Source organism: Streptosporangium sp. NPDC050855 (assembly GCF_044456585.1).
In the GTDB taxonomy this organism is placed as follows: Bacteria; Actinomycetota; Actinomycetes; order Streptosporangiales; family Streptosporangiaceae; genus Streptosporangium; species Streptosporangium longisporum.
Genome location: NZ_JBITFY010000017.1, coordinates 71,530 through 96,466 on the forward strand (window position 1 = coordinate 71,530; position 24,937 = coordinate 96,466).

Sequence of the window (24,937 nt, forward strand, 5' to 3'; positions counted from 1 at the left end):
GGCTTCTCTCATCGCCTCACCCGCCCCCTTGGAGAATCGAGAGCCCGTGACCGCCGTGATCCCCCACCCGGCAATCCGGCCGGCGACCGCACCGGTGACCGTGCCGGCGACCGCGCCGCCGCTCGTACCGGCGCCCCGCCCGGCGCGGTCCGCCGCCGCTCGTGACCCCTTCGTGGACGTGCTCCGGGTGTTCGGCATGGCGCTGGTGGTGCTCCAGCACTGGAGCATGCCGCTGCTGTCCTTCGACGAGGGCCGCATCGTCACCGGGAACGCGCTGGCCGCGGGGAACGCGTGGATGATCACCTGGATCAGCCAGGTGATGCCGCTGGTCTTCTTCGCGGGCGGCGCGGCCGGAGCGATCAGCCGGCGGAGCGCGGAGCGGCGCGGTGACACGCCCGCGGCGTGGCTGGCGGCCCGCGTGCGCAGGCTGGCCTGGCCGGTGCTGCCTTTGGCGATGGTCTGGGTCCCCCTGCCGCACCTGCTGACGGCGCTCGGCATGCCGGCGCAGCCGGTCGAGACCGCCTCGCGGCTGGCCGGGCAGCTCCTGTGGTTCCTGGTGATCTATCTGGTCGCGGTGGCGGCGACCACGCCGATGCTCCGGCTGAACGCGGTGTACGGCTGGCGGGTGCCCGCGGTGCTGGCGGGGGCGGCCGTGGCGGTGGACGTGCTGCGCTTCGCCGGCGGCCTGGAGGTGGCCGGCCTGCCCAACACGGTGCTGGTCTGGCTCGCGGTGTACCAGCTCGGTTTCCTGTACGCCGACGGCAGGCTGACCCGTCCCTGGGCGATGGCCCTGGGCGGCTACGGCACGGCGGCGGCGCTGGTGGCCTTCGGCCCCTACCCGGGGAGCATGATCGGGATGCCGGGCGCGGTCTCCAACATGGCCCCGCCCACGGTCGCGCTGCTCGCGGTGGGCGTCGGCCAGATCGGGCTGGCGCTGGCCCTGCGCCGGTGGATCGTCTCCTTCGCGCGCTGGCCCGGGGTGTCACGGGCACTGGGCTGGGCCTCGGAGCGGATGATGACCCTCTACCTGTGGCACATGAGCGCGCTGTTCGTCATCGTCTCGGTGGTCGTGGTGGGGCTGGGGATCTCGACGCCGGCGCCGGGCACCTCGGCCTGGCTGTCGGGCTGGCCGCACTGGCTGCTCCTGCTCGCGCTGGCGATGTGGCCGCTGCTGCGGGGCTTCGGCCGATTCGAGACGCCCCCGGCGGGCCGTCCGTTCACCGGTGGGGCGGTCCGGGCCGCGACGGCCACCGTCCTGGTGGGGGTGGGGCTGCTCACGTTCACCGTGACCGGTTTCGTCCCGGGAGTGGCGCCGCTGGTCGGCGCGGGCGCGCTCGTGGCGGGCCTGGCGCTGACCGGTTCGCTCACCCGCACCGCCCACTCGTCAACCATTGGTTGACGATACCGGTCGCGTCAACCTATGGTTGACGCATGACCTCACACGTCCAGCGAAAGTGGACCCTCGGCTACACGTTGCTGATGATCCCGCCGTTCATCGGCCTGCCGCTCGTCCTGTTCGATCCCCCGCGCTGGCTGGAGATCGTCGCCCTCGTCGCGATCCTCGCCCTCGTCTACTTCGGCACCCGGCTCCTGTACAGGCAGCGGGGCGGGTGGCGGCCCTCCAGCACCCTGCCGGAACGGACCGGCGATGACCACTGACCGGGCCGGTTCCGACGCGGTCCACGAGGCCCTGACCCGGATCCTGATGGAGAACGCCGCCGTCGAGGACCCGTACGGCACCGAGGACTTCCTGCGGCTGGTCGCCGGCGCCGCCACGCTGCAGGAGGAGGCGGCCACGCTGCTGCGCACGACCGTCGCCTCGGCCCGTTCCGCCGGGGTCACCTGGCAGAGCATCGGTGCCACGCTCGGGATGACGAAGCAGGCGGCGCAGAAGCGGTTCGCGCCGCCCCTGGCCCCCAGCGCCACCGGCCTGGACCCGCACGAGCGCGTCCTGGGCCCGACCACCACCTTCGACGAGATGCGCGAGCTCGCCCTGGCCGGCCGGTACGGGTGGCACAGCGTGGAGTTCGGCGCCACCTACCACCGCGTCGTCCGGTCCGGCACGCAGTGGGAGCACACGAGGGTGACGATGTCGCCGAGCCGGGTGCGGCGGCTGCGCGCCGAAGGCTGGGAGGTGATCGGCTCGGGCTTCCCCTACACCTACCTGAAGCGCGACACCGGCGTCCCCGCGCTCCAGGAGCCGCCCTCGTCCTGACTCCCGGCTTTACAAAAAACCAGCCATAATCCCGCAATGGCGTGCATTTTCCGGCGAACGCGGCGTGATCCAGCGCCCTCACCGGTCCGACCACCGCGAGTTCTTCGGCAGTATTGGACCGTGAGCCTTGTAGACCGCCTGCCAGAAGAGATCGACGCCGACCCCGACACCATCTTCGACGCGTTCGTCGAGTGGAACTCCGAGCGGGGGCTGACCCTCTACCCGGCGCAGGAGGAGGCTCTGATCGAGGTGGTCTCGGGGAACAACCTGATCCTGGCCACCCCGACCGGTTCGGGCAAGAGCCTGGTCGCCGCCGGAGCCCACTTCACCGCGCTGACCCGGGACGTGCGCACCTTCTACACCGCCCCGATCAAGGCGCTGGTGTCGGAGAAGTTCTTCGACCTGTGCGCGGTGTTCGGCACCGAGAACGTCGGGATGATGACCGGCGACGCCAGCGTGAACCCGGGGGCGCCGATCATCTGCTGCACCGCGGAGATCCTCGCCAACGTCGCCCTCCGCGACGGCGCCCAGGCCGACATCGGCCAAGTCGTGATGGACGAGTTCCACTTCTACTCCGAGCCCGACCGGGGCTGGGCCTGGCAGGTGCCGCTGCTGGAGCTGCCGAACGTCCAGTTCATCCTGATGTCGGCGACCCTGGGGGACGTCACCCGGTTCGAGGAGGACCTCACCCGGCGCACCGGCAGGCCCACCGCGGTGGTCAAGAACGCCGAGCGCCCGGTCCCGCTGGTCTACTCGTACCGGATGACCCCGCTGCACGAGACGCTGGAGGAGATGCTCACCACCAACCAGTACCCGGTCTACGTCGTCCACTTCACCCAGGCCTCGGCCATGGAGCGGGCCCAGGCGCTGATGAGCATCAACATGTCCAGCAAGACCGAGAAGGAGGCGATCGCCTCCATGATCGGCCACTTCCGGTTCACCACGAAGTTCGGCCAGGCGCTCTCCCGCCTGGTGCGGCACGGCATCGGCGTGCACCACGCGGGGATGCTCCCCAAGTACCGCCGGCTGGTGGAGCGCCTGGCCCAGGCCGGCCTGCTGAAGGTCATCTGCGGCACCGACACGCTCGGCGTCGGCGTGAACGTCCCGATCAGGACCGTGCTGTTCACCGCCCTGTCGAAGTACGACGGCAACAGGGTGCGCCGGCTGCGCGCCCGCGAGTTCCACCAGATCGCCGGGCGGGCCGGGCGGGCCGGGTTCGACACCATCGGCTACGTCGTCTGCCAGGCCCCCGACCACGTGGTCGAGAACGAGAAGGCACTGGCCAAGATCGGCGACGACCCCAAGAGGCGGCGCGGGTTCGCCCGCAAGAAGCCGCCGGAGGGCTTCGTCGGCTGGAGCGAGGAGACCTTCGAGAAGCTGCAGACCGCCGAGCCGGAGCCGCTGAACTCCCGCTTCAAGGTCAGCAACGCCATGCTGCTCGCGGTGATCAACCGTCCCGGCGACTGCTACGCGGCCATGCGCCACCTGCTGACCGACAACCACGAGGACCGCAAGTGGCAGCGGCGGCACATCTCCCAGGCCATCGCGATCTACCGGTCGCTGCTGGCCGGGGGCGTGGTGGAGACGCTCTCCGAGCCCGACGACCAGGGCCGGATGGCCCGCCTGACCGTGGACCTGCAGGAGGACTTCGCGCTGAACCAGGCGCTGTCGACCTTCGCGCTGGCCACCCTCGAACTGCTCGACATGGAGTCGCCGAACTACGCCCTGGACATGGTCTCGATCATCGAGTCCATCCTCGACGACCCCCGCCAGATCCTGTCCGCGCAGCTCAACAAGGCCCGCGGCGAGGCGGTCGCGCAGATGAAGGCCGACGGCGTCGAGTACGAGGAGCGGATGGAGCTCCTGGCCGACGTCACCTACCCGATGCCCCTGGCCGACCTGTTGCTGGGCGCGTACGAGACCTACCGGCGCGGCCACCCCTGGGTGGGCGACTACACCGTCAGCCCCAAGAGCGTCGTGCGCGACATGTACGAGCGGGCGATGACCTTCGCCGACTACGTGCAGTTCTACGAGCTGACCCGCTCCGAGGGCACCGTCCTGCGCTACCTCGCCGACGCCTACCGCACCCTGTCGCGGACCATCCCCGAGCACCTCAAGACCGAGGACCTGGTCGACCTCATCGAATGGCTCGGCGAGCTGGTCCGCCAGGTCGACTCCAGCCTGCTGGACGAGTGGGAGCAGCTGCAGAACCCGACCGGTGAGCTGGAGGCGCCCTCCCTGGAGGAGACCACCAAGCCGGTCACCGCCAACACCCGCGCGTTCCGGGTGCTGGTGCGCAACGCGATGTTCCGCCTGATCGAGCTGGCCGCCGTGGAGGACGAGCAGGAGCTGGAGCGGCTGGCCCCCGACGTCGACTGGGGCGCCGCGCTCGACGCCTACTACGACGACCACGAGGAGATCGGCACCGGCCCGGACGCCCGCGGTCCCGGCCTGCTGCGCATCGAGGAGGAGAAGGAGTTCTGGCGGGTCCGCCAGGTCGTCGCCGATCCGGCGGGCGACGGCGACTGGGGCATCGACGCCCAGGTCGACCTGGCCGCCTCCGACGAGGAGGGCCGCGCGGTGGTCCACGTCATCGGGCTGAACCGCCTCTGAGACCGCCCCGGGAGCACCTGTGCGATCACCTGGGCTCCCGGGACCCGGGAGAATGACGGGATGAGCGACGAGGCGATCAGGCAGGTGCTCGGCCTGCTGTACCAGGAGGACACGCTGCGGGTGCTGGCGGCGCTGGTGCTGGAGGGCGAGCCCGAGAGGGACTCCGGCCTGGAGCGGGAGGCGCTGAGACGCGCGCTGGACCGCCTGGAGCGCGGCGGGCTGGCCGTCCGGGACGAGGACGGCCGCTGGAAGGTGCGCCGGGAGCGGTTCCGCGAGCTGCTGCACGCCACGGCCAGGCCCGCGGCCCCGGTCTCCCAGCAGGAGAAGGTGCTGCAGTCCTTCCTCGTCGAGGGACGGCTGCGGGCGATCCCCAGCAAGCGCGACAAGCAGCTCGTCGTGCTCGACTACGTGGTCCAGGTCTTCGAGCCGGGGGTGCGCTACTCCGAGAAGGACGTCAACGTCGCGCTGCGCGCCTTCCACGACGACTACGCGGCGCTGCGCCGCTACCTGGTCGACGAGGGCATGCTCAGCCGGGAGAACAACGTCTACTGGCGCAGCGGCGGCTCCGTCGAGCCCTGACGGCCTCACCGCCCGCTGACGGCGCCCTTCGAGGCCCGTGCGGTGGAGGCTCAGCCGGGTCAGCGGACCTCCACCGGCCGTCACCGGTCCGCCGCGGGCTCCGTGGAGGCCCGCAGGCGAGCGGCCAGCGTCCTGATGTGCTCGACCAGCTCGGGCGGCTCCCGCACGGTGAAGTCCAGGCCGAGCAGACCGATGCTGAGCGCCAGCCACTCCAGCGAGTCGTCGCCGGTGCGCAGCAGGCAGCTGTGCTCGTCCAGCTCCTCCAGCACCCAGCCGGGCCCCGAGAAGCGCTCGGCGACCACGGCCGACGGCGCGTGCACGACGACCACCGCCCGGTGGCGGCTCAGGGGGGCCGTGATCGACTCCTCGACGTGGCCGGGAGGCGGCTCGCGCGGCGGGAAGCGCACACCCGTGCCCCGCGGGTCGGTCAGCCGGTCCACCCGGTAGGTCCGCCAGTCCTGCCTGCCGACGTCCCAGGCCACCAGGTACCAGCGCCGCCCGGTGGAGGCCAGCCGGTACGGTTCGGCGACGCGGTCGCTCCGGAGCCCGTCGCGGCGGCGGTAGCCGAAGCGGATCCGCTCGCGGTCCCTGCAGGTCTGGGCCAGCAGCGTCAGGGTGGCCGCCTCCACGGTGGGCGCGGCCCCGATCGGCGCCACGGGCTGCGTCTGCGACTGCAGGGTGTGCACGCGCAGGCGCAGCCGGGAGGGCAGGACCTGTTCCAGCTTGGCCAGGGCCCGGACCGAGGTCTCCTCGATCCCGGCCACCGTGCCGCTCGCCGCCGTGCGCAGGCCCACCGCGATGGCGACGGCCTCCTCGTCGTCGAGGAGCAGCGGCGGCATCGCGGCGCCCGCCTCCAGCCGGTACCCCCCGGCCGGTCCGGGGGTCGCGCTCACCGGATAGCCCAGCTCGCGCAGGCGGTCGACGTCACGCCTGAGCGTGCGCGCGCTGACCCCCAGCCGGCCGGCGAGCTCGGGCCCCGGCCACTCCCGGTGCGCCTGCAGCAGCGACAGCAGCTTCAGCACCCGTCCCGTGGTGTCGGCCATGTCCCCACGATGCCACCGATCGCGGCCGGGAACCGACCTCGATCGGCCCCGGCGCGACCGGACGGGACGGGAAGGGGGCGGGGATCAGCCGTAGTACTTCTTCGCGCCGTCGTGCAGCGGCACCGGGTCGGCCTCGGGAGCGTTGTCGCGGGTGATGTCCTTGGCCGCCGGGTGCACCTTCTCCAGGTCGGCCTTGCGGTCGAAGATCAGTCTCGTCAGGCTCTCGGCCAGGGCGGGATCCATCGTCTCGTTCACCACGAGCAGGTTGGGCACCGAGATGGTGGGCACGTCGGCCGGGGTGCCGTAGACGTCCTTGGCGATCGTGCCCGCGGCGTACACCCGGCCGTGCTCGGCCTGCATGGCGGGCAGCACCGTGTCCAGCGGCACGAAGGCGACCTTCTCCTTCAGGGAGGTCAGCAGGTCGGTGATGCCCGGCGTCGGCAGGCCGCCCGACCAGACCAGCGCGTCGAGGTCGCCGTCCTTGAGGGCCTGCACGCTCTCGGGCAGGCCGAGCGACTGGCGGGTGACGTCCGCCTCCGGGTCGAGCCCGGCCGCCTTCAGCAGGCGCAGCGCGATCACCTCGGTCCCGGAGTTGGGCGAGCCGGTGGAGACGCGCTTGCCCTTGAGGTCGGCGATCGACCTCACGCCGGAGGCGGTGGTGGCGACCACCTGGGTGGAGTTGTCGTAGAGGCGGGCCAGGGCGCGGATCGGCTGGGGCGCGGCGAAGGCCCCCTTGCCCGCGACCGCGTCTGCGGCGGTGTCGGCCAGGGTGAAGGCGATGTCGGAGTCGCCCCTGACGACCCGCTGCACGTTCTCCACCGAGGCGCCGGTCGCCTCGGCGGTGGCCTGGTGACCGGGCAGGTGCTTGCCGATCTGGTCGGCCAGCCCGCCGCCGAGGACGTAGTAGACGCCGGTGGTGTTCCCGGTGGCGATCGACAGCCGCCTGCCCGCCGCGGCTGAGCCGTCGCCGCCCGGCGCGGCCCGCTCGGCCGACCGGTCGCCACCGCAGCCGACCAGGAATCCGCCGAGCATCAGCGCCCCCGCCGCCAGCAGGGCGGCCACTCGTTTGACGGTCATCGCTTCGCCTCTCGTTGTCGCGTCACCAGATGGAGGAGAACGGCCAGGACCAGCAGCCCCGCCCCCGCCAGCACGGGCAGCGGCGACAGGAACAGCAGCAGCACCGCCGCCACCGCGCACAGCACCCGCTCGGCGGGCCCGGCCGGGCCGAGAAGCCGCCCGCCGGTGGCCGCGGCCAGCGCGGCGACCGCCAGCGCCGAGACCGCGGTGGCCACGAGGACCTCGCCGAGCGTGCCCTGGGCCAGCAGGGCGGCCCCGCCCGGGGTCAGCACGAAGGCGAACGGGACCAGGAACGCCGGCAGCGTGTACTTCCAGGTGGCCGTCATGGTCCGGTAGGCGTCGCCCCCGGTGATGGCCGAGGCCGCGAAGGCCGACAGCGCCGTGGGCGGGCTGACCTCCGACAGCACGGCGTAGTAGAAGATGAACATGTACGCCTCGGCCTGGCTGACGCCCAGGTCCATCAGCGCGGGCCCGATGATGACGGCCGCGATGACGAACGACGCGGTCACCGGCACGGCCAGGCCGAGCACGAGCACCGCGACCGCGCACAGCAGCGCGGTGACCGCGAGGTTCCCGCCCGAGGCCCCGACGATCAGCGAGCTCGCCTTGAGGCCCAGCCCGGTGAGGGTGACGACGGCGACGATCAGACCGGCCGCCGCGCAGGTCACCGCGACCGGCAGCACCCCGGTCGTCCCGGCGGCCAGGGCCCGCGCCGCCCTGCGGGGGGTCAGGGCGTGCTCGCGGTCGAGGAAGGAGAGCGCGAAGGCCAGCAGGGTGGCGTACACCACGGCGCGGAAAGGCGACTGGCCCAGCGCCATCAGGACGACGATCACGAACAGCGAGCTGAAGTGGTAGCCGAACCGCCTCACCAGCGGCCACAGGCGCGGCGCGTCCACCTCGACCGCCCGCGTCCCGTACCGGCGGGCGTCGATCTCGATGGCCAGGAAGATCCCCAGGTAGTACAGGACCGTCGGGACGGTGGCGTACAGCAGCACGGTGAGGTAGCTCACCCGCATGTACTCGGCGATGATGAACGCCGCCGCGCCCAGCGTGGGGGGCGACAGGATGGCCCCGATGCCCGCGGCCGCGAGCACTCCCCCGCCCTGCTCGGGCGGGTAGCCCGCCCGGCGCAGGATCGGCCAGGCGACGCTGCCCACGCTCACCGTCGTCGCCACGCCCGAGCCGCTGACCGTGCCGAGCAGGAACCCGGCCAGGGTGACGGTACGGCCCGGCGCGGACCGCGAGCGGCGGAACGCGGCCATGGAGACGTCCACGAAGAACCGTCCCGCGCCGGAGTGGTCGAGCACCGCGCCGTAGACGGTGAACAGGATGATGTACGTGGCCGCCACGTCCAGCGGCACGCCGTACACGCCGTCGGTGCCCATCACGAACGAGACCAGGATCCGGTCGAGGTCGTAGCCGCGGTGCCCGACGACCCAGTCGAAGGGCAGGTAACCGCCGTAGTAGGCGTACCCGGCGAAGGCCACGCAGACCGCGGGCAGGATCCACCCGACGGCGCGCCGGCAGCCCTCCAGCACCAGCAGTACGATGACCGCCCCGGCCGTCACGTCGAGGGCGGTCGGCTCGAAGGCGCGCCGGATGAAGTCGTCGAAGACCACCAGCGGGTAGAGGCAGGCGGCCAGGGCCAGCGCGGCGAGCACCCAGTCGACGGCCCCCGGCCGGTCGGTGCCGCGCCGCCCCGGCTTGTAGCAGACGAAGGTGAGGGGCAGCACGACCGCGAGGAAGACCATCCGGTACGGCAGCACGGCCCCGGCGCGGAAGGCGCGGTAGAGGACGTACAGCGACAGGCCGAGGGCCACCAGCGTGACGGCCTGCCCCACCCGGCCGGAAAGGCGCCGGGCGGGCCGTTCCGCGTCGAACTCCGCGATCAACTCGTCCGCTGAAGTGGTGCTCGTCAACCGCCGTCCCCACGTGTGAGCCGCGACCTCTGACCGCAGAGTACAGAGATCGTTGACGCCCGTCCGTCAGAGCGCGGTCACATTCCCGTCACACCTGCGGTGCGCGCCGCTCCGTACCGGCCGATCCGGCACGTCCTGACGGCACGGCCGGGACGACGGAACGGGACATCCGGGCGGCACGGCACGTCCGCAGGCGAGCGCGCGGTGGCCGGATCACGGCCGGGCGGGACGGCCGGGCCGGTCAGCCGCCCGAGGTGTCGTTCTCGGCGTCGGCGGAGGGGACCGCCATGTCGTAGGGGTCGTCGAGCCAGCCGGCCGGGAGCTGGACGCGGTCGCGCGGGTTGGTCTTGCCGCGCGGCAGGTCGGCGCCCTCGGGCCAGGGCTGGTCGGCCTCCAGCTCGGCCAGGCCCTCGCGCAGGCCGGCCAGGGTCTCGGAGGTGGCCAGCCGGCGCCGGAGGTCGGAGCCCACGGTGAAGCCCTTGAGGTACCAGCCGACGTGCTTGCGGAAGTCGGCCACGGCGTGCGGCTCGCTCTCGAAGCACTCGGCCAGCAGCGTGGCGTGCCGGTCCATGGTCGCGGCGACCTCGCCCAGCCGGGGGCGGCGGGTGCTCTCGCCCCCCTCGCACATGGCGGCCAGGTCCGCGAACAGCCAGGGGCGGCCCAGGCAGCCCCGGCCCACCACGACGCCGTCGCAGCCGGTCTCGTCCATCATGCGGCGCGCGTCCGCGGCGCTCCAGATGTCGCCGTTGCCGAGCACCGGGATCTCCGTCACGCTCTCCTTCAGGCGCGCGATCGCCTCCCAGTCGGCCGTCCCGCCGTAGTGCTGGATCGCGGTCCTGCCGTGCAGCGCGATCGCCGAGACGCCCTCCTGCACCGCGATCCGCCCGGCGTCCAGGTAGGTCAGGTGGTCGTCGTCGATGCCCTTGCGCATCTTCACGGTCACCGGCAGCGTCCCGGCGTTGCGCACGGCCTCGCGCAGGATCGCCCGGAACAGGTTCCGCTTGTACGGCAGGGCGGAGCCGCCGCCCTTGCGGGTGACCTTGGGCACCGGGCAGCCGAAGTTGAGGTCGACGTGGTCGGCCAGGTCCTCCTCGGCGATCATGCGGACGGCCCTGCCCACGGTCACCGGGTCCACCCCGTAGAGCTGGAGGCTGCGGGGGCTCTCGTCCGGCTCGAACCTGATCATCTTGAAGGTCTTGGCGTTGCGTTCCACCAGCGCCCGCGTCGTGATCATCTCGCAGACGAAGAGCCCGCCGCCCTGCTCGCGGCAGAGCCCGCGGAACGCGGTGTTGGTGATCCCGGCCATGGGCGCGAGAACGACCGGCGGCCACACCTCCAGCGATCCCAGCTTCAAGGACTCCACCTGGCTTTTCTACCGCACCGCGACGAGCGGGACGAATCCCCGCTGGATATGGTGTCCCTGGCTCAGTCAGACGTGGCATGGGAGGCCCCGGATGCTCCTGCGACTGCGGATCGCGCTGCCCGACCAGCCGGGCTCCCTGGGGAAGGTCACCCGGGTCCTCGGCGTCGCGGGCGCGGACATCACCCAGGTGGTCGTCCTGGACCGCGGCGAGGGCCGGGCGCTGGACGACATCACCGTCTACTGGCCCGACTCCGCGCCCCGGCAGACCCTGATCGACGGGCTGGAGAGCGTGCCCGGGGTGACGATCGAGGGCGTGTGGGGCACCCGCGAGGCGCCGGGCACCTACCCCGAGCTGGAGATCCTCAAGTACATCACCACGGCGGGCGACCGGGCCCTGGCCACCCTGCTGGACTCCATGCCCGTGCTGTTCAGCGCCGACTGGGCCGCGGCCGGCACCGAGCGCATCCCCCGCGCGATCGTGCACTCCAGCTGGCGCGCCCCCGAGCAGGTGCCCTTCCCCGACGACACCCCGGCCCGCCCGACCGCCCTGACCCTCGACCCGGGGCTGCACGTGATCGCCGCCCCGCTGCCGCCGCTGGCGCTGACCCTCCTGCTGGCCCGCGCCGACGGCCCGGCCTTCCACCGCATGGAGGTGCACCGCCTCACCCGCATCCTGGAGATCTTCCTCACCCTGCCCGCGGTGGAGCGGGGCGTCGCCCGCCAGCTGCGCCGCCCGCCGGAGCCGGCCGAGTGAACCGGCCGACCGCGCCGACCGCGCCGATCACGACGGTCGCGCCGACCGTGTCGGCCGGTCCGGACGCTCGGTCGGGCCGGTGGACGGCGTCGGCCGGTTGAACGGACGGTTACGCAACCGCCGGGAAAACCCGCTAGAGTTCTCTCGTCGCCACCGGGTACGAAACCCGGAGGAAAGCACGCGGAAGTGGCTCAGTGGTAGAGCATCACCTTGCCAAGGTGAGGGTCGCGGGTTCGAATCCCGTCTTCCGCTCGAAGGGTCCTAGGGTTCTCACTCCGGTGGAGTGGCCGAGAGGCGAGGCAACGGCCTGCAAAGCCGTCTACACGGGTTCAAATCCCGTCTCCACCTCTGGTCTTTCCCATGCGGACGATTAGCTCAGCGGGAGAGCGCTTCCCTGACACGGAAGAGGTCACAGGTTCAATCCCTGTATCGTCCACCACCACCCGTAGCACCTCGACGGCCGCCACGGCCCCATCCCAGGGCCTGGCGGCCTTCTCTTTTCGCCTCCGGGCGACCGGCGCCGTCCCGCTCCCGACGTCGCGCTGCCCCTGACCCCGTACGGGATCATGTCAGGACGAGTGTCGGCCGCCCCCAGGATCGCCGTTCTCGATCCGGCTCCGCGTGGTGGACGGTCCGGTGAAGGCATCGGCGCACGCCGGACGATTCGGCCCGCGTGGCGTACGGCCTGTGCGCCGGTGAACGGCGCCGGCTGATCTAAGGTGGCTGTGCTCCGTCGTCCACCGGTGACGCGGAGCGACCTCCCCTCACGCCGTGAAAGCCGAGGCCGAGGAGAGAAGATTCATGTCTCGCGGACATGCCGTCACCACCGGATGCGCCCTGCTGGCCACCGCGCTGACGCTGGCCGCCGTTCCGGCCGGCGCCGATCCCCGCAGGAACGCGCGGACGGAGGCGGAAACCCCGGCACCCCCGGTGGCCGCGGCCTTCAGACCACCGCCGGGCATGGTGGAGGCCATCGTGCGCGACCTGGCCCTGTCCCCGGCGCAGGCCAGGACCCGCCTGCTCAACGAGGCGCGCCTGATGCCGATCGCGGCGCGGCTGAGCAGAAGCCTCGGTCCCCGCTTCGGCGGCGCCTGGCTCCGGCCGAAGACCGCGCACACGCTGATGGTCGCCACCACGTCGGCCTCCGACATCCCCCAGATCGTCGAGGCCGGCGCCCAGGCGGAGGTCGTCTCCACCTCGCTGGCCGAGCTCACGAGGATCAAGCAGAGGCTCGACGCCGCGCTGCCCCCGCACCCCTTCGTGTCGAGCGTGCGCTACATCGACATCAAGACCAACAAGGTGGTCGTCCTGACTCCCGAGCCCGGCCTGGCGCAGACCTTCATCGCGAAGGCCGACGTGGACCGCTCCTCGGTGGTCGTGCTGCCCTCCACCGAGGTCCCCCGGCCGCTGTACGACCTGGTGGGCGGCACCGCCTACTACACCGGCGTCACCAGCCGCTGCTCGATCGGCTTCTCCGTCCTCAGGGGAACCCGGGAGGGTTTCGTCAGTGCCGGTCACTGCGGCAGGAAGGGCAGCACCACGACCGGTTTCAACCGCGTCGAGCAGGGCGTCTTCGAGGGATCGGTCTTCCCCGGCAGTGACCACTCCTGGGTGGCGGTCAACGACAGGTGGAGGGCCACGCCGACGGTGAACAACGGCGAGGGAAGCACCATGGTCGTCACCGGCGCCATGGCCGCCGTCGAGGGCGCCTCGATCTGCCGGTCCGGCTCCACCACCGACTTCCACTGCGGCCTCATCCAGCAGCGCGACGCCAGCGTCACCTACCCCCAGGGCACCGTCTTCGGGCTGACCCGCACCACCGTCTGCGCCGAACCCGGCGACTCGGGAGGCTCCCTCGTCTCCCTCGACCAGGCCCAGGGCATCGCCTCCGGCGGTTCGGGAGACTGCGCCCTGGGCGGTGTCACCTACTTCCAGCCGATCGGCGAGATCCTCACCGCCTACGGTCTCGTCCTGAAGACCGGAGCGGGCGACGCGCCACGGGACGCGGGCATCTGCGCCGGTCATCCCGGCACCCTCAGGGGCACGCTGGCCGCGGGACGGTCGGCCTACGAGCCGAGGAACGTCTACTACCGCACCACCGCCACGGGGGTCCACTCCGGTTGCCTGAACGGCCCCGACGGCAGTGACTTCGACCTGTACCTGGAGAAACAGAACGGCACCGTCTGGTCGGCCGTCGCCGCCTCCGAGGGCGCGAGCCCGGACGCGCGGCTCACCTACACCGGCACGGCCGGCCACTACCGCTACCGGGTGACCGCCACGGCCGGCTCCGGCACCTACACCCTGGGATTCCGGGCGCCATGACCTCTCCCGTCCCCGCCTCCGGTCCGCGGGAGGCACACCGTCTCACGGAACACGTCATGAGCACCCTCGGGAGGCCCTCCATGTCCCACCGGCACGTCATCGTCACGGGATGTCTCCTGGCGGCCACCGTGCTCGCCCCCGCGGCCGTCCCGGTCGCGGCCCGCCCTCCGGCGGCACAGGCCGCTGCGGCGCAGGCCGTGACGGCACGGATCCCGGCCGGCCCGGCTGGCCCGGCCGGCCCGGTCGGCCCTCCGGTCACCGGGGCACCGTCGGAGGGCATGCTGCGGGCGCTCCAGCGCGACCTCGGTCTCACCCGGGAACAGGTCCAGGCCCGGCTGCTCAACGAGACCCGGCTGGCACCGGTCGAGGTGAAACTGCGCAGAAGGCTGGGTGCCCGCTTCGGCGGCTCCTGGTTCACCGGGAAGACGGCCGGCGCCCTGGTCGTCGCCACCACCAGCGCCGCCGACATCCCGGCCGTCGTCGCCGCGGGCGCCCGGGCCGAGGTCGTCGGCGCGTCGCTGTACGAGCTCACGATGCTGAAGAGGAGGCTCGACGCGGCCATGGCGTCCCACGGGCACGGGGGCAGCGTGCGCTACGTCGACGTGAGGGGCAACAGGATCGTCGTCCTGTCCGCGACGCCCACCGCGACCGTGAACCTCGCCAAGGCCGCGGGCATGGACACGGAGAAGGTGGTGGTGGTCGCCTCCTCGGAACGCCCCCGTCCCCTGTACGACCTCAAGGGAGGGGATCCCTACTACATCGGCGTCACGAGCCGCTGCTCCGTGGGCTTCGCCGCGATCGACGCCACCGACCCGGCCGAGCGCGGTTTCGTCAGCGCCGGTCACTGCGGCGAGCAGGGCAGTCTCACCAACGGCTTCAACCGGGCACCCCAGGGCGTGTTCCAGGGGTCGAGTTTCCCGATCGACGACTACGCCTGGATCACCGTGAACGAGAACTGGACGCCCACCCCGGCGGTGGACGACGGCGGCGGCGGCGTCGTGCCCGTCGCCGGCGCGCGGGTCGCCATCGAGGGTGCCTCGGTCTGCCGGTCGGGTTCCACCAGCGACTTCCACTGCGGTGTCGTCCGGCAGCGCGACGCCAGCGTCACCTACCCCCAGGGCGCCGTCTTCGGCCTGACCCGTACCGACGCCTGCGCCGAACCGGGCGACTCGGGCGGTGCGTTCATCGCCGTCGACCAGGCCCAGGGCGTCACCTCCGGAGGCTCCGGCGGCTGCGGCGTCGGCGGCGTCGGCGGCGTCACCTACTTCCAGCCGGTCGGCGAGATCCTGACGACCTACGGCCTGGCGCTGGTGACCATCGCCCCCGTTCCGCCGCTTGCCCCGGACACCTGCGCCGGTTTCCCGAACACCTCCACCGGCACCCTGGCGACCGGCCGGTCGGCATACCTGCCGAGGGGGCCCCGCTACCGGCGCAGCGTCGCGGGGACCCGCTCCGCCTGCCTGAAAGGCCCGGAGGGCGGCGACTTCGACCTGTACCTGCAGAAGTGGAACGGCGCCTCCTGGTCGACCGTCGCCACCGCCGACGGCCCGGCCCCCGACGAGAGGATCACCCACACCGGCACGGCCGGGTACTACCGCTACCGGGTGACCGCCACGGCCGGCTCCGGCGCCTACACCCTGGGATTCCGGGCTCCGTGACCTTCGCACGGCCGGGACGTCCCTCGCGGTGGCCGTGCGGGACGGCGTCCGGCCGTCGGCGCCCTCCGGGAGGGCGCCGGCGGCCTTTCCGTCCCGCTGTTCCCGGGACGTACGGAGATCGATTACGATGCCCTGGTCGTCGGGGTTCCGAGAACGGCCGCGTCATCGGCTTCAGCGCCGCGGAAGCGGCCGGGGAGAGGCCGGTGCACCATGGACATCACCGAGTACGCCGACACCGTGTGGCGGGGCGAGGTCCCCGACAGCATCGTGCAGGCCGGTCCGGCCGGGCAGGGCTTCGCGGAGGTCGCCGACGGCGTCGGATTCCGCAACGGCTTCGGCAACACGATCGCGCTGCGCCAGGACGGGGAGGTGACCCTGTTCGACACCGGCAGCCCCTTCGGCAAGGAGGGGCTCCACGCCGACCTGCGGGCCTGGACCGCCGAGCCGGTGACCGCCGCGATCTACTCCCACGGGCACATCGACCACGTCTCGGGCGTCGGCCCGTTCGACGCGGAGGCCGACGAGCAGGGGTGGCCCAGGCCCGCGGTGATCGGGCACGAGGCGATCGCCGCCCGGTTCGAGCGGTACGCGCTGACCGGCGGCTACAACGCCGTGATCAACCGGCGACAGTTCCAGCTGCCCGACCTGACCTGGCCCACCGAGTTCCGCCACCCCGACGTCACCTACCGCGAGGAGATGTCCCTCGACCACATCGAGCTCTTCCACGCCAAGGGCGAGACCGACGACGCGAGCGTCGGCTGGATCCCCTCCCGGCGCATCCTGCTCCCGGGCGACCTGTTCATCTGGGTCACCCCCAACTGCGGGAACCCGCAGAAGGCGCAGCGCTACCCGCGCGAGTGGGCGGTCGCCCTGCGCAGGATGGTCACGCTGCGGCCGGAGATCATGCTGCCCAGCCACGGTGCCCCGATCTTCGGTGCCGACCGCGTCGAGCAGGCGCTGACCGAGACGGCCGAGTGGCTGGAGTTCATGGTCGAGCGCACCCTGGGCATGCTCAACGAGGGCGCCCGGCTCGACGACATCGTGCGTGCCGTACGGCCGCCCGCGCACCTGGCCGGGCGGCCCTACCTGCGCCCGCACTACGACGAGCCGGAGTTCGTGGTGCGCAACATCTGGCGGCTGTACGGCGGCTGGTACGACGGCAACCCCGCCCGCCTGAAGCCCGCGCCCGACGCCGAGCTGGCCGCGGCCGTGGCGGAGCTGTCGGGGGGCGCCGGGCGGCTGGGCGACGCGGCGCTGCGGGCGCTGGCCTCGGGGCGGGAGCGGCTGGCGGGGCACCTGGCGGAGATGGCCGTACAGGCCGCGCCGGACGACACGGCGCTGCACGGGATCCGGGCCGAGGTGTTCGCCGCCAGGGCGAGGTCCGAGGCGTCGCTGATGGCCAGGGGGGTGTTCACCTCGGCGGCCGAGGAATCCCGGAAGATCACCGAAGGCGGCCGGGCCGGGGGCGACGCCCCGGGCGCGGGAGGCGCCGCGTTTCCCGGAGAGGCCCCCGGTGTGGAAGAAACGACGAGCCCGGGACAGGCCCCGGCCGGGGGTGACGCCCCGGATCGGCCCGGTCCCGCGCTTTCTTCCTGAAAATACCGGAAAAGGCGGCGTTGCCCCCTCTACTCCGACCAGGGGAGACAATGAGTGGAAAGGAGGCGTTCACTCTTTGTACACCGATGCGTCGGCGATGCCGTCCTCCCGGACACGTAGGCTGTTCCGGGCCCATCGGGGGCCGTAGCCACCTGGGGGAAGACCGTGGGTTCGTCACCGGCCGACATCGCCGCGCCACCGCGAGCGCTCTTCCGGGGGGCTGACGCGCCACGGGCCAGGACGTTGCTGGACGTCCTCGACGAGACGACCCGGCGTCACCCCCACGCGACCGCCCTCGACGACGGGCGGACCCGCCTGGACTACACCGGCCTGCGGGCCGAGGCCGGGCGGATGGCCCAGCGGCTGCGGGACGCCGGGATCGGGCGCGGCGACCGGGTCGGGGTGCGGATCCCCTCGGGCACCGTCGGCCTGTACGTCGCCATCGTCGCGGTGCTCACCGCGGGAGCGGCCTACGTGCCGGTCGACGCCGACGACCCCGACGAGCGGGCCGAACTGGTCTTCGGCGAGGCGCGGGTCCGCGCGGTCATCGGCGAGGGCGGCAGGATCCTGCCCCACCCCGCACCGGCCCCCTCCCCCTCCGGGACGGACGCCCCCGGCGAGCGGCCCACCCCCGCGGACGCCCCTGTCCCGTCCCCGGCGTACCCCGCCCCCGAGGACCACCGCGACGAGCGCCCCACCCCCGAGGACGACGCGTGGATCATCTTCACCTCCGGGTCCACCGGCCGGCCCAAGGGCGTGGCGGTGACCCACCGCAACGCGGCGGCGTTCGTGGACGCCGAGGCGGAGCTGTTCCTCCTCCCGGAGCCCATCGGCCCCGGTGACCGGGTGCTGGCCGGGCTCTCGGTGGCGTTCGACGCCTCCTGCGAGGAGATGTGGCTGGCCTGGCGGCACGGCGGCTGCCTGGTGGCGGCCCCCCGGGCGCTGGTGCGCACCGGCATGGACCTGGGGCCGTGGCTGATGGAGATGGGCATCACGGTCGTGTCGACGGTGCCGACCCTGGCGGCGCTCTGGCCGGTCGAGACGCTCGACGACGTACGACTGCTGATCTTCGGCGGTGAGGCGTGCCCGCCGGAGCTGGCCGAGCGGCTGGCCGTGCCCGGACGCGAGGTGTGGAACACCTACGGCCCGACCGAGGCCACGGTGGTGGCCTGCGCGGCCCCCCTGACCGGGGAGGGCCCGGTGCGGATCGGGCTGCCGCTCGCGGGCTGGGACCTGGCCGTGGTCGGCGGGGACGGCGAGCCGGTGGCCATGGGCGGGACCGGTGAGCTGGTCATCGGCGGGGTCGGGCTCGCCAGGTACCTCGACCCGGTCAAGGACGCCGAGAAGTACGCCCCGCTGGACGCGCTCGGCTGGGAGCGCGCCTACCGCAGCGGAGATCTCGTACGGGCCGAGCCGGAAGGGCTGGTCTTCGTCGGGCGGGCGGACGAGCAGATCAAGCTCGGCGGGCGCAGGATCGAGCTGGGCGAGGTCGACGCGGCCCTGCGGGCGCTGCCCGGGGCCGCGGGGGCCGCGGCGGCGGTCAAGACCACCGCCGGTGGGCACCAGGTGCTCGTCGGCTACGTCGTTCCCGCCGAGGGACCCGGCCTGGCGTCCGACCCGGCCTCCGACCGGGCGTCCGACCGTGCCCCCGACCGTGCCCCCGGCCGTTCCCCCGGCCGGGCCTTCGACCGGACGGAGGCCGCGGAACACCTCCGGCGGACCCTGCCCGCCGCGCTGGTCCCCAGGATCGTCGTCGTGGACGACCTGCCGACCCGTACCTCCGGGAAGATCGACAGGGACGCCCTGCCCTGGCCGCCGCCCGGGGATCTCGGCGGGGCCGACGGCTCCGGGGGCTCCGTGGCCGCCGCGCTGCCGGGCGTCGACGCGTGGGTGGCCGGCCGCTGGACGGACGTCCTCGGCGGCGCCGAGGGCGACTTCTTCGCCGAGGGCGGCACCAGCCTGGCCGCGGCCCGGCTGGTCGCGGCGCTGCGGGAGCGCTACCCCGCGGTCACCGTCGGCGACGTCTACGACAACCCGACGCTCCCGTCGCTGGACGCCCACCTGTCGGCGCTGGACGCGCCGGAGATCGTGACCACCGGCCGGACGGTCGCACCGGTGCCGCGCCGCGCCGCGGTCCTGCAGGCGGTGCTCACCGTGCCGCTGCTGACGGTGGGCGCGCTGCGCTGGGTGGTGGCGCTGGCCGCGCTGAACAACGTGGTGGGCCTTCCCTGGGCACCCGCCGTCTCCTGGTGGTGGGTGCTCGCGGGAGCGCTGCTGTTCGTCAGCCCGGCCGGGCGGATCGCGCTGGCCGCGGGCGGCGCCCGGCTGCTGCTGCGCGGCCTGGAGCCGGGCACCCATCCCCGGGGCGGCGGCGTGCACCTGCGGCTCTGGTTCGCCGAACGGCTCTCCGAGCGGCTGGGCGTGGGCGAGGTGGCCTGCGCCCCCTGGCTCACCCACTACGCGCGGGCGCTCGGTGCCCAGATCGGCGAGGACGCGGACCTGCACACGATGCCCCCGGTCACCGGCATGCTCAAGCTGGGCAGGGGCGCGGCGGTGGAACCCGAGGCCGACCTGAGCGGTTACTGGATCGACGGCGACCGGGTGCACATCGGCGAGATCAAGATCGGCGCCTCGGCCACGGTCGGCGCCCGCGCCACCCTGTTCCCCGGCGCGAAGGTCGGCAAGAACGCGCAGGTCGCGCCGGGTTCGGCGGTCGCGCGATCGGTACCGGCCGGGGAGCGCTGGGCGGGCGTGCCCGCCGGACGGGTCGGCAAGGCCCGCCCGCCGGCGGCCGGGCGACCGCCGCGCTCGCGGCTCTGGGCGGCCGTCTACGGGCTGTCCGCGGCGGTGCTCTCCCTGTTCCCGGTGATCGCCGCGGTGCCGGGCCTGGCCGTGCTGCTGCGCGACGGCGCCCCCTCGCTCGCCTCCGTCCTGTACGCGGTGCCGGTGGCCACGGTGGTCTCGATGGCCACCCTGGCCCTGCTGATCGTGGTCTCGGTACGGCTGCTCTCGATCGGGCTGCACGCCGGGCAGCATCCGGTGCACAGCCGCCCGGCCTGGCAGGCGTGGGCGACCGGCCTGCTGATGTCGATGGCGCGGGTCTGGCTGTTCCCGCTGTACGCCAGCACGGTCACCCCCGCCTGGCTGCGCGCCCTGGGCATGAAGGTCGGCCGGGACGTGGAGCTGTCGACGGTGCTGGCGCTGCCGTCGATGACCTCCGTCGGCGACGGCGCCTTCCTCGCCGACGACACCATGGTGGCCCCGTACGAGCTGGAGGGCGGCAGGCTCCGCGTCGACCACGTGCGGATCGGCAAGCGCGCCTTCCTCGGCAACTCGGGGATGACCGCCCCCGGGCGCAAGGTGCCCAAGGACGGGCTGGTCGCGGTGCTGTCCGCGGCGCCCAAGAAGGCCAGGGCGGGCTCGTCGTACCTGGGCATGCCGCCGGTGGAGCTGCGCCGGGCGGCCGAGGGGGGCGACCGGAGCCGTACCTACGAGCCCCCGGTGCGCCTGCGGGTCGCCCGCGCCTCGGTCGAGGTGTGCCGTGTCGTGCCGGTGATGTGCGCGGTGGCCCTGACGGTGCTCGTCGCCGCGTGGCTGGAGTGGCTGGCCGGGACGTACGGCTTCGCGGTGGCGGCGGTCCTGTCCGGGGCCGGGGTGCTGGGCGGCGGGGTGGTCGCCGCCGCGCTCGCCAGCGCGGTCAAGTGGGCGCTGCTGGGGCGGATCTCGGTGGGCGACCGGCCGCTGTGGAGCTCGTTCGTGTGGCGCAACGAGCTGGCCGACACGTTCGTGGAGGTGCTGGCCGCTCCCTGGTTCGCCCGGTACTGGCTGGGGACGGCCCCGCTGAACCTGTGGCTGCGCTCGCTGGGGGCCCGGGTGGGCCGGGGCGTGTGGTGCGAGACCTACTGGCTGCCCGAGGCGGACCTGGTCGACCTGGGGGACGGGGTGTCGGTGAACCGGGGATGCGTGCTGCAGACCCACCTGTTCCACGACCGTGTGATGAGCATCGATAGTGTCGTCATGCGAGCCGGATCGACCCTCGGACCTCACGGGGTGATCCTGCCCGCGGCGACGATCGGGGAGAACACCACGGTCGGGCCCGCCTCGCTGGTGATGCGCGGCGAGTCCGTGCCCGCCGGAACCCGCTGGTTCGGCAACCCGATCGCGGCCTGGACCCGGCGGAGATAGCGCAACAGGACAGTGGAACGAAGGTAGCCGGTGTGGTTCTGAGCACGATCCCCCCGTTGTACTTCCCCATGCACGGTGACGACGGCTACCGGGTGGAGCACTACGACCTGACCCTGGACTACCGGGTGGGCCCGAACCGTCTGGGCGGCGTGGCCGTGATCTCGGCGGTGGCCCTGCGCCCGCTCACCCGGCTCACCTTGGACCTGGGCGCCTTCCGGGTGGGCGCGGTGCTCGTCGACGGCGCGCCGGTGCGGTTCACCCACCGCGGGGGCAAACTCCACCTGTCACCGGCCTCGCTGCGGGCCGGTCTGTTCACCATGGAGGTGCGCTACTCCGGTGCCCCGCGGCCGGTGAACAGCCACTGGGGCGGGCTCGGCTGGGAGCAGCTGACCGACGGCGTCATCGTGGCCAGCCAGCCCATCGGGGCGCCGTCGTGGTTCCCGTGCAACGACCGGCCCGACGACAAGGCCTCCTACCGGATCTCGGTCACCACCGCCTCGGCGTACCAGGTGGTCGCCAACGGGGAGCTGGTCTCCCGGCGGCAGGCCGCCTCGACGACCACGTGGGTGTACGAGCAGGCCGAGCCGATGGCCTCCTACCTGGCGAGCGTGCAGATCGGCCGCTACCGGCAGGCCGAGCTCGGGCCGGGGATGCGGCTGGTCTTCCCGGCCGGGCAGGCCACGCGGGTGCTCCACGACTTCGCCCGGCAGCAGCTGATGATGGAGCTCTTCACCGAGCGGTTCGGCCCGTACCCGTTCGGCTCCTACACCGTGGTGGTGACCGGCGACGAGCTGGAGATCCCGGTCGAGGCGCAGGGCATGTCGATCTTCGGGATCAACCACGTGGACGGCAGGCGCGGCGAGGAGCGGCTGGTCGCGCACGAGCTGGCCCACCAGTGGTTCGGCAACAGCCTGACCGTGTCCGACTGGCGCTGCATCTGGCTGCACGAGGGGTTCGCCTCCTACGCGGAGTGGATCTGGTCGGAGAACTCCGGCGGGATGTCGTCCGACGACCACGCGCTCCGCTGGCACCGCAGGCTCTCGGCCCTGCCCCAGGACTTCGTGCTGGCCGATCCCGGCCCGCGGCGGCTGTTCGACGACCGCGTCTACCGGCGCGGCGCGCTCACCCTGCACGCCCTGCGCCGGACCGTCGGCGACGACTCCTTCTTCGCACTGCTCAGGGAGTGGACGGCCGGGCACAGGCACGGGAACGTCACCACCGAGGCGTTCACCGCGCTGGCCGCGCGCCGCACGTCGCTGCCGCTGGACGAGCTGTTCACCGGGTGGCTGCGCGAGCCGCGCCTGCCCGCCCTGCCATGAGCGCCCGGCGCACCCGCCTGGCCGCCGCGCTCGCCGCGGGCCTGACCGTGGCCGCCGGGCTGACCGTCCGCGCGGTCGCCGGCGGCCCGTTCGGCGAGCACGCGGGCGACGCCCTCTACACCGTGCTCGTGCACGCGCTGATCGTGCTCGTACGGCCCAGGATCACCCCGGTGCGGGCCGCGCTCGGCGCGCTGGCGTTCAGCTGGGCGGTCGAGCTGGCCCAGCTCACGCCCGTCCCGGCCGCGCTGTCGCGGACGAGCGCCGTGGCCGCGCTGGTGCTGGGCAGCACCTTCGTCGCGGCCGACCTGGTGGCCTACGCGGCCGGAGCCGCCCTGGCCGCGGCGGTCCACACCCTGGCGGCGCGGGGACGGCGGGACCGGGCGGAGCGGGAGGGCGTCCCGTCCTGAGCACGGCCGGGCGCGTCATATCCTGGCCGGACCATGCCTGAAGGACACGTCATCCATCGCCTGGCCCGGGAGCACCGGCGGGCCTTCGGCGGCCACCGGGTCCGCGCGCGGAGCCCCCAGGGGCGCTTCACCGACGGGGCCCTGCTGATCGACGGACGGGTGCTCACCGAGGCCGACGCCCACGGCAAGCACCTGCTGCTGGGGTTCGACGACGAGCGCTGGCTCCACGTCCATCTGGGGATCTACGGCAGGTACACCTTCGGCCCATCGCCCGCTCCCGCGCCGACCGGGATGGTGCGGCTGCGCCTGAGCGGCGACGACGAGTACGCCGACCTGCGCGGCCCCAACACCTGCGAGCTGCTCGACCCGGCCGGGAAGAAGGAGCTGCACGCCAGGCTGGGGCCCGACCCGCTGCGCGCGGACGCCGACCCCGAGCTCGCCTGGCGGCGGATCGGCCGGAGCCGCACCTCCATCGGGATCCTGCTGATGGACCAGTCGGTCGTGGCGGGCGTGGGGAACATCTACCGGGCCGAGGCGCTGTTCCGGCAGGGGATCGCCCCGTCCCGGCCGGGCCGCGACCTGTCCCGGGCCCGGTGGGAGGCCGTCTGGGAGGACCTGGTCGCGCTCATGGCCGACGGCGTCCGGGTGGGTCACATCGACACCGTCAGGCCCGAGCACACGCCCGAGGCGATGGGGCGCCCGCCCCGGGTCGACGGCCACGGCGGCGAGGTCTACGTCTACCGGCGCTCGGGCATGCCGTGCCACCTGTGCGGCACCGAGATCCGCACCGAGGTGCTCACCGGGCGCAACCTCTTCTGGTGCCCGGCCTGCCAGACCGGCTGACCGCCTCCGTCCGGGGCCCGCGCACACGTCCGAGCGGCCGGGACCGCGATCACGGACGGCGCGGACGTGGACGGCCGGGCGCGGTCTCACATCAGGGTGCGGGCCGTCCAGAGCTCGGGGAAGATCTCCCGCCGCATGCTCCGCTCCAGCCAGCTCAGGCCGCTGGACCCGCCGGAACCCGGCTTGGCGCCCATCGAGCGCCGTACCGCCATCAGGTGCCGGTAGCGCCAGTCGGAGAACTGCTCGGCCAGGTCGGTCAGGGCCTCGGCCAGCGGTGCGAGCGGCCCGGCGTAGACCTCGACCCAGGCCGCCTCGACCTCGGCGCTGGGCTCGTACTCCGCGCTCAGGTCGCGCTCCAGCACGGACGCGGGGATCGCGTACCCCTGGCGGGCGAGCAGGGCCAGCACCGAGTCGTACAGGCTCGGCCGGTGCAGCGCCTCGGTGAGCTCCCGGTACGCCTCGGGGTTGCGCCGGTGCGGCCGGGTGAGCACCTCGGACTTGTTGCCGAGCAGGAACTCCACGTGGCGGTAGAGGGCCGACTGGAAGCCCGACCCCTCGCCCAGGGCGTCGCGGAAGGAGTTGAACTGCGCCGGGGTCATCCAGCTCAGCGAGGCCCAGGCGGCGTTGAGCGCCTCGAAGTGCCGGACCGTCCGCTTGATCGTCAGGGTCGCGGCGGCGACGTCGTCGTCGTCGAGCTGCCGCTGCGCCAGGAGCCACTCCGAGCGGAGCAGCCCGAAGTACAGCTCCATCACCTGGGTGGTCACCAGGAACGCCAGTTCCTCGGGGACGTCGGTGACGGTGCGCTGAAGGCGGTGCAGCGCGGCGGTTCCCACGTAGTCGTCGTACGGGGTCCCGGACTCGAAGCCGAGCGTCGGCAGCCCCGCGTTCTCCTCGGCCCGTGCCCTTCTGTCCTCTTCGGTGAGCTGCTTGATCCCGGTCATCGCTCCTCCTTCGTCTGTACACCTCCATGGTGCGCTGTATCGGTCACTACGGAAATAATGGAAGAAAGGTGATTATCAACCGGGGCCTTCGGAACGGAAGGCA

General features: G+C 73.1%; 18 protein-coding genes and 3 tRNA genes. 16 read left to right on the top strand and 5 right to left on the bottom strand.

The window, feature by feature from the left end:
• The first annotated feature begins 46 nt into the window (after positions 1 to 46).
• From ACIBCT_RS29800 to ACIBCT_RS29820, 5 genes are all read left to right on the top strand, one after another.
• On the top strand, positions 47 to 1,399 hold the full coding sequence (locus tag ACIBCT_RS29800; protein ID WP_399194157.1) for an acyltransferase: 1,353 nt from the start codon (positions 47 to 49) through the stop codon (positions 1,397 to 1,399).
• A 32-nt stretch (positions 1,400 to 1,431) separates the two neighbouring features.
• Positions 1,432 to 1,659, top strand: a complete 228-nt coding sequence (locus ACIBCT_RS29805) for a hypothetical protein (RefSeq protein ID WP_399194159.1) — start codon at positions 1,432 to 1,434, stop codon at positions 1,657 to 1,659.
• Positions 1,649 to 2,215, top strand: a complete 567-nt coding sequence (locus ACIBCT_RS29810; RefSeq protein ID WP_399194161.1) for a hypothetical protein — start codon at positions 1,649 to 1,651, stop codon at positions 2,213 to 2,215. The genes ACIBCT_RS29805 and ACIBCT_RS29810 overlap by 11 nt, the downstream gene beginning before the upstream one ends.
• A 120-nt stretch (positions 2,216 to 2,335) precedes the next feature.
• Complete coding sequence (locus ACIBCT_RS29815; protein ID WP_399194163.1) at positions 2,336 to 4,828, top strand: DEAD/DEAH box helicase; 2,493 nt, start codon at positions 2,336 to 2,338, stop codon at positions 4,826 to 4,828.
• 60 nt (positions 4,829 to 4,888) lie between these two features.
• Positions 4,889 to 5,407, top strand: a complete 519-nt coding sequence (locus ACIBCT_RS29820) for a DUF2087 domain-containing protein (RefSeq protein ID WP_399194164.1) — start codon at positions 4,889 to 4,891, stop codon at positions 5,405 to 5,407.
• Positions 5,408 to 5,487: 80 nt separating this feature from the next.
• On the opposite strand, the gene ACIBCT_RS29825 is transcribed toward ACIBCT_RS29820, so the two are convergent.
• The 4 genes from ACIBCT_RS29825 to dusB form a co-directional block, all read right to left on the bottom strand.
• Positions 5,488 to 6,450 (bottom strand): helix-turn-helix transcriptional regulator, encoded by a 963-nt coding sequence (locus ACIBCT_RS29825; RefSeq protein ID WP_399194166.1) that lies wholly within the window; start codon positions 6,448 to 6,450, stop codon positions 5,488 to 5,490.
• An 84-nt stretch (positions 6,451 to 6,534) separates the two neighbouring features.
• Positions 6,535 to 7,527 (bottom strand): TAXI family TRAP transporter solute-binding subunit, encoded by a 993-nt coding sequence (locus ACIBCT_RS29830; RefSeq protein WP_399194168.1) that lies wholly within the window; start codon positions 7,525 to 7,527, stop codon positions 6,535 to 6,537.
• Positions 7,524 to 9,446, bottom strand: coding sequence for a TRAP transporter permease (locus ACIBCT_RS29835; protein WP_399194170.1), 1,923 nt, complete (start codon positions 9,444 to 9,446; stop codon positions 7,524 to 7,526). The genes ACIBCT_RS29830 and ACIBCT_RS29835 overlap by 4 nt, the downstream gene beginning before the upstream one ends.
• A 241-nt stretch (positions 9,447 to 9,687) precedes the next feature.
• Positions 9,688 to 10,809: a tRNA dihydrouridine synthase DusB gene (dusB, locus tag ACIBCT_RS29840; protein ID WP_399194172.1), complete on the bottom strand. Its 1,122-nt coding sequence runs from the start codon at positions 10,807 to 10,809 to the stop codon at positions 9,688 to 9,690.
• 91 nt (positions 10,810 to 10,900) lie between these two features.
• Here dusB and ACIBCT_RS29845 point away from each other — a divergent pair, with 91 nt between their 5' ends.
• The 11 genes from ACIBCT_RS29845 to ACIBCT_RS29895 all read left to right on the top strand — a co-directional run bounded on the left by ACIBCT_RS29845 (position 10,901) and on the right by ACIBCT_RS29895 (position 23,893).
• The gene (locus ACIBCT_RS29845; protein ID WP_399194174.1) at positions 10,901 to 11,563 is read left to right on the top strand and encodes an amino acid-binding protein; all 663 of its coding nucleotides are present in this window, start codon (positions 10,901 to 10,903) and stop codon (positions 11,561 to 11,563) included.
• 180 nt (positions 11,564 to 11,743) lie between these two features.
• Positions 11,744 to 11,815, top strand: a tRNA-Gly gene (locus ACIBCT_RS29850).
• A 25-nt stretch (positions 11,816 to 11,840) separates the two neighbouring features.
• A tRNA-Cys gene (locus ACIBCT_RS29855) sits at positions 11,841 to 11,911 on the top strand.
• Positions 11,912 to 11,927: 16 nt separating this feature from the next.
• Positions 11,928 to 12,002: transfer RNA gene (locus ACIBCT_RS29860), tRNA-Val, on the top strand.
• A gap of 362 nt (positions 12,003 to 12,364) precedes the next feature.
• Positions 12,365 to 13,885, top strand: coding sequence for a S1 family peptidase (locus ACIBCT_RS29865; protein WP_399194176.1), 1,521 nt, complete (start codon positions 12,365 to 12,367; stop codon positions 13,883 to 13,885).
• A 56-nt stretch (positions 13,886 to 13,941) separates the two neighbouring features.
• Positions 13,942 to 15,543, top strand: coding sequence for a S1 family peptidase (locus ACIBCT_RS29870; protein WP_399194178.1), 1,602 nt, complete (start codon positions 13,942 to 13,944; stop codon positions 15,541 to 15,543).
• A 210-nt stretch (positions 15,544 to 15,753) separates the two neighbouring features.
• Complete coding sequence (locus tag ACIBCT_RS29875; protein WP_399194180.1) at positions 15,754 to 17,139, top strand: alkyl sulfatase dimerization domain-containing protein; 1,386 nt, start codon at positions 15,754 to 15,756, stop codon at positions 17,137 to 17,139.
• Positions 17,140 to 17,304: 165 nt separating this feature from the next.
• Entirely contained in the window at positions 17,305 to 21,324 is a 4,020-nt protein-coding gene (locus tag ACIBCT_RS29880; RefSeq protein ID WP_399194182.1) for a Pls/PosA family non-ribosomal peptide synthetase, read from the top strand.
• A gap of 32 nt (positions 21,325 to 21,356) precedes the next feature.
• The gene (locus ACIBCT_RS29885; RefSeq protein WP_399194184.1) at positions 21,357 to 22,643 is read left to right on the top strand and encodes a M1 family metallopeptidase; all 1,287 of its coding nucleotides are present in this window, start codon (positions 21,357 to 21,359) and stop codon (positions 22,641 to 22,643) included.
• Positions 22,640 to 23,050: a DUF2809 domain-containing protein gene (locus ACIBCT_RS29890; protein WP_399194186.1), complete on the top strand. Its 411-nt coding sequence runs from the start codon at positions 22,640 to 22,642 to the stop codon at positions 23,048 to 23,050. Before ACIBCT_RS29885 ends, ACIBCT_RS29890 begins: the two co-directional genes overlap by 4 nt.
• A 33-nt stretch (positions 23,051 to 23,083) precedes the next feature.
• Positions 23,084 to 23,893 (top strand): Fpg/Nei family DNA glycosylase, encoded by an 810-nt coding sequence (locus tag ACIBCT_RS29895; protein WP_399194188.1) that lies wholly within the window; start codon positions 23,084 to 23,086, stop codon positions 23,891 to 23,893.
• An 86-nt stretch (positions 23,894 to 23,979) separates the two neighbouring features.
• On the opposite strand, the gene ACIBCT_RS29900 is transcribed toward ACIBCT_RS29895, so the two are convergent.
• Positions 23,980 to 24,834 (bottom strand): tryptophan 2,3-dioxygenase, encoded by an 855-nt coding sequence (locus tag ACIBCT_RS29900; protein ID WP_399194190.1) that lies wholly within the window; start codon positions 24,832 to 24,834, stop codon positions 23,980 to 23,982.
• Positions 24,835 to 24,937: the final 103 nt, after the last annotated feature.

Excerpts from the sequence above, each read along its gene's own strand:
- ACIBCT_RS29895 (WP_399194188.1), top strand. The coding sequence starts at position 23,084 with ATGCCTGAAGGACACGTCATCCATCGCCTGGCCCGGGAGCACCGGCGG.
- ACIBCT_RS29865 (WP_399194176.1), top strand. The coding sequence starts at position 12,365 with ATGTCTCGCGGACATGCCGTCACCACCGGATGCGCCCTGCTGGCCACC.
- ACIBCT_RS29805 (WP_399194159.1), top strand. The coding sequence starts at position 1,432 with ATGACCTCACACGTCCAGCGAAAGTGGACCCTCGGCTACACGTTGCTG.
- ACIBCT_RS29845 (WP_399194174.1), top strand. The coding sequence starts at position 10,901 with ATGCTCCTGCGACTGCGGATCGCGCTGCCCGACCAGCCGGGCTCCCTG.
- ACIBCT_RS29825 (WP_399194166.1), bottom strand. The coding sequence starts at position 6,450 with ATGGCCGACACCACGGGACGGGTGCTGAAGCTGCTGTCGCTGCTGCAG.
- ACIBCT_RS29820 (WP_399194164.1), top strand. The coding sequence starts at position 4,889 with ATGAGCGACGAGGCGATCAGGCAGGTGCTCGGCCTGCTGTACCAGGAG.
- ACIBCT_RS29830 (WP_399194168.1), bottom strand. The coding sequence starts at position 7,527 with ATGACCGTCAAACGAGTGGCCGCCCTGCTGGCGGCGGGGGCGCTGATG.
- ACIBCT_RS29900 (WP_399194190.1), bottom strand. The coding sequence starts at position 24,834 with ATGACCGGGATCAAGCAGCTCACCGAAGAGGACAGAAGGGCACGGGCC.
- ACIBCT_RS29870 (WP_399194178.1), top strand. The coding sequence starts at position 13,942 with ATGAGCACCCTCGGGAGGCCCTCCATGTCCCACCGGCACGTCATCGTC.
- ACIBCT_RS29810 (WP_399194161.1), top strand. The coding sequence starts at position 1,649 with ATGACCACTGACCGGGCCGGTTCCGACGCGGTCCACGAGGCCCTGACC.
- ACIBCT_RS29875 (WP_399194180.1), top strand. The coding sequence starts at position 15,754 with ATGGACATCACCGAGTACGCCGACACCGTGTGGCGGGGCGAGGTCCCC.
- ACIBCT_RS29890 (WP_399194186.1), top strand. The coding sequence starts at position 22,640 with ATGAGCGCCCGGCGCACCCGCCTGGCCGCCGCGCTCGCCGCGGGCCTG.